Origin of the sequence: uncultured Clostridium sp. (assembly GCF_900547735.1) — a bacterium.
Classification (GTDB): Bacteria; Bacillota; Clostridia; order Lachnospirales; family Lachnospiraceae; genus Otoolea.
This window is the reverse complement of sequence record NZ_URHZ01000132.1, coordinates 1-7,804: the sequence shown is the minus strand read 5'-3', so window position 1 is coordinate 7,804 and position 7,804 is coordinate 1. Positions and strand designations below refer to the sequence as shown.

The following is a 7,804-nucleotide window of genomic DNA, read 5'->3' as shown; positions in this document are numbered from 1 at the left end:
AATCCGGGCAGAAAAAGTTCCTGCGGGAAACGCTTGCGCTCTTCGGAGTACATAATGGTACTAACCTCGAAAAGACCTCGGTAAGTACCAATGAACTCCCAGGTTCCCTTCGGAATCTTTTTCTCCCTCCTCCCCCACGGGTAGGTTAAGGACCGGGACTGAAGACGCGAAGGTTTTTGCCATCCCGATCCCTGGCCTGCGGCCGCTGAATTGTTCTATTTCTTCAAGTGGGAAGGGGATTGTCGCGGCCACTACACTTCAACGAATGCCTGGAAAAGATCTCTTGCTCAATTTATGCGGCTTTAGATTGTCTGGTACGGGAATCGGCTTTATCATCAGTCTTTAAATCCACTTTGGCTTCAACTTTCATTTCAGCCTGAGTATCCTCACAATGTAAAGGTATCTCAACCATGTAGTGGTTACGGCAATATCACCCCACACTTGAGGAAAGAGACAATCAGCTTCTGAAGATGACGAACGGGGCCGATCCCCTTCGCTGGTCTTCAGTCCCGGTCGATAATCTGCCCTGGGAAGGAGGGAGAAAACTTTCCGAAGGGGACATTGGAATCCGCCGGTGCTTGCTGAGGTTTTATACGAAGCTAGCATCCGCTGCGCATTCCACAAGCGGGAGCGAGTCCCCGTAGGAATTTTTTCTCCCGGATTCCCCACACGACTCCCTCAAATCCGGGACGGAAGACTCACCAAACAATCCCATCCCCCCGTCCGCCATCCTACAGAGGCGTCCCCGCCTCCAACTAAATCACTTTACAGACAGTTTGAAAAGAAGTATACTAAAAAACAGGGGTTTGTCCAATTACAGCCGCAAAAACTGCAATGGAACCGGACAGCCTGCTTGGTAACGGTGAGAAGATTCAGAGCTTTTACATTATTTTAAGCCGTTAGGAGGACATTACAAATGAACACAGTGGAGATGAATATGAAACCGTGGAAGCGGACACTCGCAATAGGAGTGATTACAGCTCTGAGCTCTCAGCTTTACTGGAATGTATTTGTAAATAATTTTCGTATTTCAACATCGGTAATTCTGTTGCCCGTCCTGATTATGACGGTGGGAATTCAGATTCATACAAGGACGATCTGTTTTGTGACGGCCTGTATTGTCTATGTTTTCCGGCTAGTCATATTGCTGTTCCAGGGAATGCCGCTGGAACCCAGCCTGATACAGGTGCTCCCCGGAGCCCTGTTCTATATCTGTTATGGACTCATTTTTAAACTCCAGATTAAGAATAAGCATATCGTTCAGATGGAACGTCTGATCGTCGCGATTTTTTTCTGTGATTTCGGTTCCAATGTCTTTGAGGTTTCCCTGCAGGAATTACTTCAGCAGGGAGCGCTGCCGGCTCTGTCCGTTGTCAAATATCTTATGATGATTGCCATTATCCGTACCCTGTTTGCTGCAGTGGCGCTGATTGGAGAGCGGCAGTACCGTGCCCTGCTTAAGAAGGCGGAGCATGAGAACCGTTATCAGAGGCTGTTTCTTATGACAACAGGTCTTAAAAATGAAATTTACCTGATGCATAAGAATACGGAGGAGATAGAGAGAGTCATGAGCAATGCATACCGTCTCTATGAGAAGACCCTGACCATGGAGGAACTTCCAAAAGAGATGCAGCAGATGGCTTTAGAGATTGCCAGGGATGTCCATGAGATTAAGAAGGACTATATCAGAATTATTCAGGGGATAGAGCAGGAGATAGATGAGGACTACGATGAGGAGAAGATGAATTTTCAGGATCTTCTGCAGATTCTGGAGGCGTCCACATACCATATGCTGGCGGAGAAGCGGCTGGACGTGCGTCTTTTATATGACTGTCAGGAGAATTTTGTGACGAAAGAGCATTATATCCTGATGGCAGTGCTCAAGAATCTTGTCAATAATGCCATAGAGGCCATTGAGACAAAGGGCAGGAGCGGCACAATCCGCATTGCGGAGAAAAAGGAAGGTGACAGCTATCTGTTCGAAGTCACGGACGACGGTCCGGGAATCTCAGAAAGGCAGCTTCCCAATATTTTCAAAATGGGGTATTCAACAAAGTTTGATGAAAAAACGGGCAATATATACCGCGGGGTGGGACTTGTTGGTGTGAAAAATGCAGTAGAAGAGCAATTTAAAGGCAGTATCGATGTGGAATCCTCCCCGGGCAAGGGGACGAAATTCCGTATTGTGATACCCGCTGAAATGTTAGAGGAGCCGTAAAAAATGGAAATTTATATTGTAGAAGATGACGTAACCGTAATCAGTATTCTGGAAGATATTATTGAAGACAATGAACTGGGAACAATCTGTGGAACGACGGAGGGAGAGCCTGCCAACGTGGATGAGATCCTGGCTCTTGAGCCCGATGTAATTCTCGTGGATTTCCTGATGCCGGGCAAGGACGGCGTCGAGCTTGTGAGAGAACTGAAGGAAAAGGGATGTAATGCGCGGTGCATCATGATATCCCAGGTATCCGCCAAAGAGCTTGTAGGCAAGGCCTATGATGCGGGTATGGAATTTTTTATCAGCAAGCCAATCAATATTATCGAAGTGAAGTCTGTTATCCAGAAGGTGGAGAAGCAGATTGATAATGAGAAGACCCTGTCCAATATCAAAAAGATGTTTATGGCTGAGATTGCCGACATGCCGAAGGAGAAGAAACCGGACGACGGTTACGGCAGAAAGGTCCAGTACATTCTCAACAGACTTGGAATGTCGGGAGAGAAGGGCGGAGACGACATAATGAGAATCTGCCAGTATCTGCACAGCAATAAGAGGCCGATTTCTCAGGTGAGCATCGGACAGCTCTGCGAGATACTCAGCGACGCCCCGAAGAACATGGAGCAGAGAATCAGAAGAGCCATAGCGGTGGGCATGTCCAATCTTGCGCATCTGGGGATTGAGGACTTTATGAACGACACGTTTACATCCTATTCAAGTACTCTTTTCCCGTTCGAGGAGATCCGGGCGGAGATGGATTATATCCGCGGAAAGAGAAAGTACGGCGGCAAGGTGAGCATCAAGAAATTTATAGACAGCCTGATGCTGGCGGCAGACCGTGAAATCTAACGTATTTATGCCGTTTCTAAACACGTTATAAACAAAGTTAAAAAAGTGTTATAACTTTTTGAATATATTCTTGAATTATTTTGTAGTTTTTTGAGAGATGTGATTTATACTGCCTTCAACGTAAACAAATAATTTATTGGAGGTAGTTGTATGAAAGTTATTGAGCTTGATATGTATCAGGCAACCGCGGTTGCGGCAATCGTTCTTCTTCTGGGACGCGTTCTTGTTGACAAGATTGCGATTCTCCGTAGATATTGTATTCCGGCACCTGTAGTTGGTGGTTTCATCTATGCTATTCTGCATCTTGCAGTTAGAAGCGCGGGGATCGTTGAAATTTCCGCAGATATGACACTTAAGAATGTGTTCATGGTTGCCTTCTTCTGTAGCGTAGGTTATACAGCATCATTCAGAATGCTGAAAAAGGGAGGAATTCAGACAATCGTATTCCTTCTGCTTGCAGTAGTAATGGTAGTATTACAGAACTGTCTGGGCGCAGGCCTCGCATCTGCATTCGGTCTTGACCCAAGACTTGGTCTTGCCACAGGTTCCATTCCAATGGTAGGCGGACACGGAACAGCAGGTTCCTTCGGACCGATGCTGGAAGAACTGGGCGTTGCAAATGCTAACGTAGTGGCAATCGCTTCCGCAACCTTCGGCCTTGTTGCAGGCTGTGCTATCGGCGGACCTATTGCATACAACAAGATTCACAAATTTAAATTAAGTTCCGCAGCTACTGATACAACGGTTGAAGAAATTGTTCAGAAAGACGAAACAGGCGCAATTGATTCCAAACGTTTCCTGGATGCATTCCTCTATCTGATTATCGCAATCGGTGTAGGTACAGTTGTTTCCATGTTCCTCGGCAAGCTGATGACGTTCCCATTCTACATAGGCGCCATGCTGGTCGGCGCTGTTATCCGTAATATTATGGATGTACAGCAGAAAGAAATCCCGATGGAAGAAATCGGAACACTCGGCGGTTCATGTCTGTCCATTTTCCTTGGACTTGCCATGATCGATATGAAACTGTGGCAGCTCGCAGAGCTGGCTCTTCCGTTAATTGTAATGCTTGCGGCACAGACAATACTTATGTTCCTTTATGCTTATTTCGTAGTATTCAACGTACTTGGAAGAACATACGACGCAGCCGTTATGACTACAGGTTTCTGTGGCTTCGGTATGGGTGCAACACCGAACGCCATGGCTAACATGCAGGCAGTTACAGGACAGTACGGCCCGGCCCCTACCGCATTCATGGTAGTGCCGCTGGTAGGAAGTTTATTTATCGACTTCCTCAACGCTTCTATCCTGACGGCGTTTATTAACTTCTTCCACTAATCGGGGGCAGTTATAAATAATTATTTTGATAGAAAAAATTCTTTTTAAGAGTTGACTTTTACAGGACGGTGGAGGGTCTGCGGCGCAGGCTTTTCACCTCTTCCTGCGGGGGAAACAGCCCCGCGCCAGGTGGCAGAAAACACCGTTTTTGGAGAATATAAACAAAAAATAATAACAATTATAATGCTAATTCAATTTGCTTATAAATGGGAAATGCGTTATAATAAAAACAGAACAGAAAATTTCACAAAAACAAAAGGAATCGTGAGGGATTTTTGTTTAAGATTTACATAATCTGGTTCCAGTGAGTAGTGAAACTTTTAAAATCATATATCAAACAGGAGGTATATTACAATGAGCAAGTATGTTGACAGAGTAATTGCGGAAGTGGAGAAGAAATACGCAGATGAGCCAGAATTCTGCCAGACCGTAGAAGAGGTTTTATCTTCCCTTGGCCCGGTAGTAGATGCACATCCGGAGTATGAAGATGTAGCTCTCCTTGAAAGAATGGTAATCCCGGAGAGAGTTATCGAGTTCCGCGTTCCGTGGGAGGATGACAATCACAAGATTCATGTAAACACAGGATACCGCGTTCAGTTCAACGGCGCCATTGGACCGTACAAGGGCGGCTTACGTTTTGCTCCGTCTGTAAACCTTTCTATTATGAAATTCTTAGGCTTTGAGCAGGCATTCAAAGACAGCCTTACAACACTTCCTATGGGTGGTGCAAAAGGTGGTTCCGACTTCGATCCTAACGGAAAGAGCGACAGAGAAGTTATGAGATTCTGCCAGTCCTTTATGACAGAGTTATACCGTCACATCGGACCAGACGTTGATATCCCTGCTGGTGACCTTGGTGTAGGCGCTCGTGAAATCGGTTATATGTACGGACAGTACCGTAAACTCGTTGGTGGTTTCTACAACGGCGTTCTTACAGGTAAAGGAAGATCCTTCGGTGGCTCCTTAATCCGTCCTGAAGCTACAGGTTTCGGTTCCGTTTACTATGTAGAAGCAGTTATGAAACATGAGAATGATACTCTTGAAGGTAAGACAGTTGCACTTGCAGGCTTCGGTAACGTTGCTTGGGGCGCTGCTACAAAGCTTGCTGAATTAGGCGCTAAAGCAGTTACACTTTCCGGACCAGACGGATACATCTACGATCCAGACGGTGTTGTAACAAAAGAGAAGATCGACTTCATGCTTGAGATGAGAGCATCTGGACGTAACAAAGTTCAGGATTATGCAGACAAGTTCGGCTGCCAGTTCTTCCCAGGTGAGAAACCATGGGGCCAGAAGGTTGACATCGTTATGCCATGTGCTACACAGAACGACGTTGATTTAGAGCAGGCTAAGAAGATCGTTGCTAACAACATTAAATACTACATCGAAGTAGCTAACATGCCTACCACAAACGAAGCTCTTAAGTTCTTAATGGAGCAGAAGAACATGGTAGTAGCTCCTTCCAAGGCTGTAAACGCAGGCGGCGTTCTTGTTTCCGGTCTTGAGATGAGCCAGAACAGCGAGAGACTTTCCTGGACAGCAGAGGAAGTTGACTCCAAACTTCATCAGATTATGACAGATATCCACAATGGTTCCGCAGAAGCAGCAGAGCGTTACGGCTTAGGCTACAACCTGGTTGCCGGCGCTAACATCGTTGGTTTCCAGAAGATCGCTGATGCTATGATGGCTCAGGGTGTTGCTTGGTAATCTGAAGATTTAAAAGATTAATACATAACAATTGCATATAGCGGTTGTCTGAATGGGCTGCTGCATTAAGCAGAAAATGCCGGATAGGCATGAGGCTTAAGGCAGCAGCCCCTTTATTGAGTGGCAATGAAACGGCGTGAAGGGTCTGCCCGACATGCTTTTCATTGCTCATTAAAGAAATTGCTGGTATAATAACATAGACTTAAATTTCGAAAGGAGTAATTATTATGAATTGTCTTATCATTGACAGAGTATACTCAGGAATCGCAGAAGAACTTGGCAAGTACATGACCGTAAAGACAGCAGCTAACCTTCCGTGCACCAAAGAGCAGCTTATCGCTGAGATTGGTGATGTGGATGTGCTGATCATGCGTGTTGACCCGAAGATCGACAAAGAGGTTCTGGATGCAGCAAAGAACTTAAAGATTATGGGAGTTTGCTCTGTTGGTTTAAACCACATCGATACAGAATACGCAAAAGAAAAAGGAATTCAGATTTTCAATGCACCTGGCATGAATGCCAATGCGGTTGCAGAGCTGACAATCTCCAAGATGCTTGACATTTCCCGTGGAACCTTCACAGCTAACTATGATGTTAAGGTAAAACATGAGTGGGATAAATACAAATTCGTAGGACGCGAGCTTCGCGGTAAGACACTGGGCGTTATGGGCTTTGGCCGTATCGGACGCCGCGTAGGCGAACTGGGACGTGCATTCGGCATGACGGTTGTAGCTTACGATCCATTCCTTAAACCGGAAGATTTCGAGAAAGAGCATGCTACAGGCATGACAATCGACGAGATGCTGAAAGTTGCCGACTTCGTATCCATCCATGTGCCTCTGACACCAGAGACAAAAGATCTGTTCAATGCAAAATCCATCGCTGAGATGAAGAACGACGCAGTTGTTCTTAACATGAGCCGCGGCGGTATTGTAAATGAGAAAGATATGTATGAAGCTCTTAAAGCAGGCAAAATCGGCGGATATGCTTCAGACGTTATGGAGAACGAGCTGGCAGGCAGCGGCCTGACAGGCAACGATTCCTTTGCAAGCCCACTGTTCGAATGCGATAACTTCATCGTATCCCCACACATTGGCGCTCAGTCCGTAGATGCATCCAAAGATATTGGTATCCTTATCATCTCCAAAGTTAAGGAAGCATTAGGTCTGTAATTTATAATTATAAGTATAAAAATTTAATTCTGACATAAATGACAGGTGATAATCGGTAATTCGGTTGTCCCTGTCATTTTTTTATCATTGTTTTTTGGGAACACCGTAATTTAGAGATTTATAAATATGCAAGTTATTCTATTTTTATATAAAAAATAGTATGAAAATCTAGTTATCCGTATAAACACTGGACTTATCACACTTTATCAAGGTCGAAACCAATCAATTTACTACTAATTTACTACTTATGAATGAGCTTTGATACGACGATTTACCCTTGAAAAGTGAAGAAACAAAGATACTTCCAATAAAAATTGAATAGGCAAAAGGTGGACACTTCAAAAATGAGGTGTCTATTTTTTTACCCGATTTGAAAGGACGTGATACTACGAAAATAGAAAAACAAGAGAATAAAGGTCGCTCCCCACCGTGAAAGACCATCAAACAAACGAGATTCATTCAACCATAAAAAAGAAAGGATAGGTAAAAATATGGAACTTAAATTTGTGATTCCCAAGAT

5 protein-coding genes are annotated in these 7,804 nt (G+C 44.8%); all 5 read left to right on the top strand.

What is annotated here, in order from left to right:
• Nucleotides 1-916 precede the first annotated feature (916 nt).
• The 5 genes from QZT18_RS23020 (at nt 917) to QZT18_RS23000 (ending at nt 7,284) form a co-directional block, all read left to right on the top strand.
• Nucleotides 917-2,218: a HAMP domain-containing sensor histidine kinase gene (locus tag QZT18_RS23020; protein WP_294152001.1), complete on the top strand. Its 1,302-nt coding sequence runs from the start codon at nt 917-919 to the stop codon at nt 2,216-2,218.
• Between the two features lie 3 nt (nt 2,219-2,221).
• Complete coding sequence (locus QZT18_RS23015) at nt 2,222-3,067, top strand: response regulator (protein ID WP_294151999.1); 846 nt, start codon at nt 2,222-2,224, stop codon at nt 3,065-3,067.
• A gap of 150 nt (nt 3,068-3,217) precedes the next feature.
• The gene (gene gltS / locus QZT18_RS23010; RefSeq protein WP_294151998.1) at nt 3,218-4,405 is read left to right on the top strand and encodes a sodium/glutamate symporter; all 1,188 of its coding nucleotides are present in this window, start codon (nt 3,218-3,220) and stop codon (nt 4,403-4,405) included.
• A gap of 354 nt (nt 4,406-4,759) precedes the next feature.
• Entirely contained in the window at nt 4,760-6,112 is a 1,353-nt protein-coding gene (gene gdhA, locus QZT18_RS23005) for an NADP-specific glutamate dehydrogenase (protein WP_294151996.1), read from the top strand.
• Nucleotides 6,113-6,339: 227 nt separating this feature from the next.
• The gene (locus QZT18_RS23000; RefSeq protein WP_294151994.1) at nt 6,340-7,284 is read left to right on the top strand and encodes a D-2-hydroxyacid dehydrogenase; all 945 of its coding nucleotides are present in this window, start codon (nt 6,340-6,342) and stop codon (nt 7,282-7,284) included.
• The last annotated feature ends 520 nt before the right edge of the window (nt 7,285-7,804 follow it).

Excerpts from the sequence above, each read along its gene's own strand:
- gdhA (WP_294151996.1), top strand. The coding sequence starts at position 4,760 with ATGAGCAAGTATGTTGACAGAGTAATTGCGGAAGTGGAGAAGAAATAC.
- QZT18_RS23000 (WP_294151994.1), top strand. The coding sequence starts at position 6,340 with ATGAATTGTCTTATCATTGACAGAGTATACTCAGGAATCGCAGAAGAA.
- gltS (WP_294151998.1), top strand. The coding sequence starts at position 3,218 with ATGAAAGTTATTGAGCTTGATATGTATCAGGCAACCGCGGTTGCGGCA.
- QZT18_RS23020 (WP_294152001.1), top strand. The coding sequence starts at position 917 with ATGAACACAGTGGAGATGAATATGAAACCGTGGAAGCGGACACTCGCA.
- QZT18_RS23015 (WP_294151999.1), top strand. The coding sequence starts at position 2,222 with ATGGAAATTTATATTGTAGAAGATGACGTAACCGTAATCAGTATTCTG.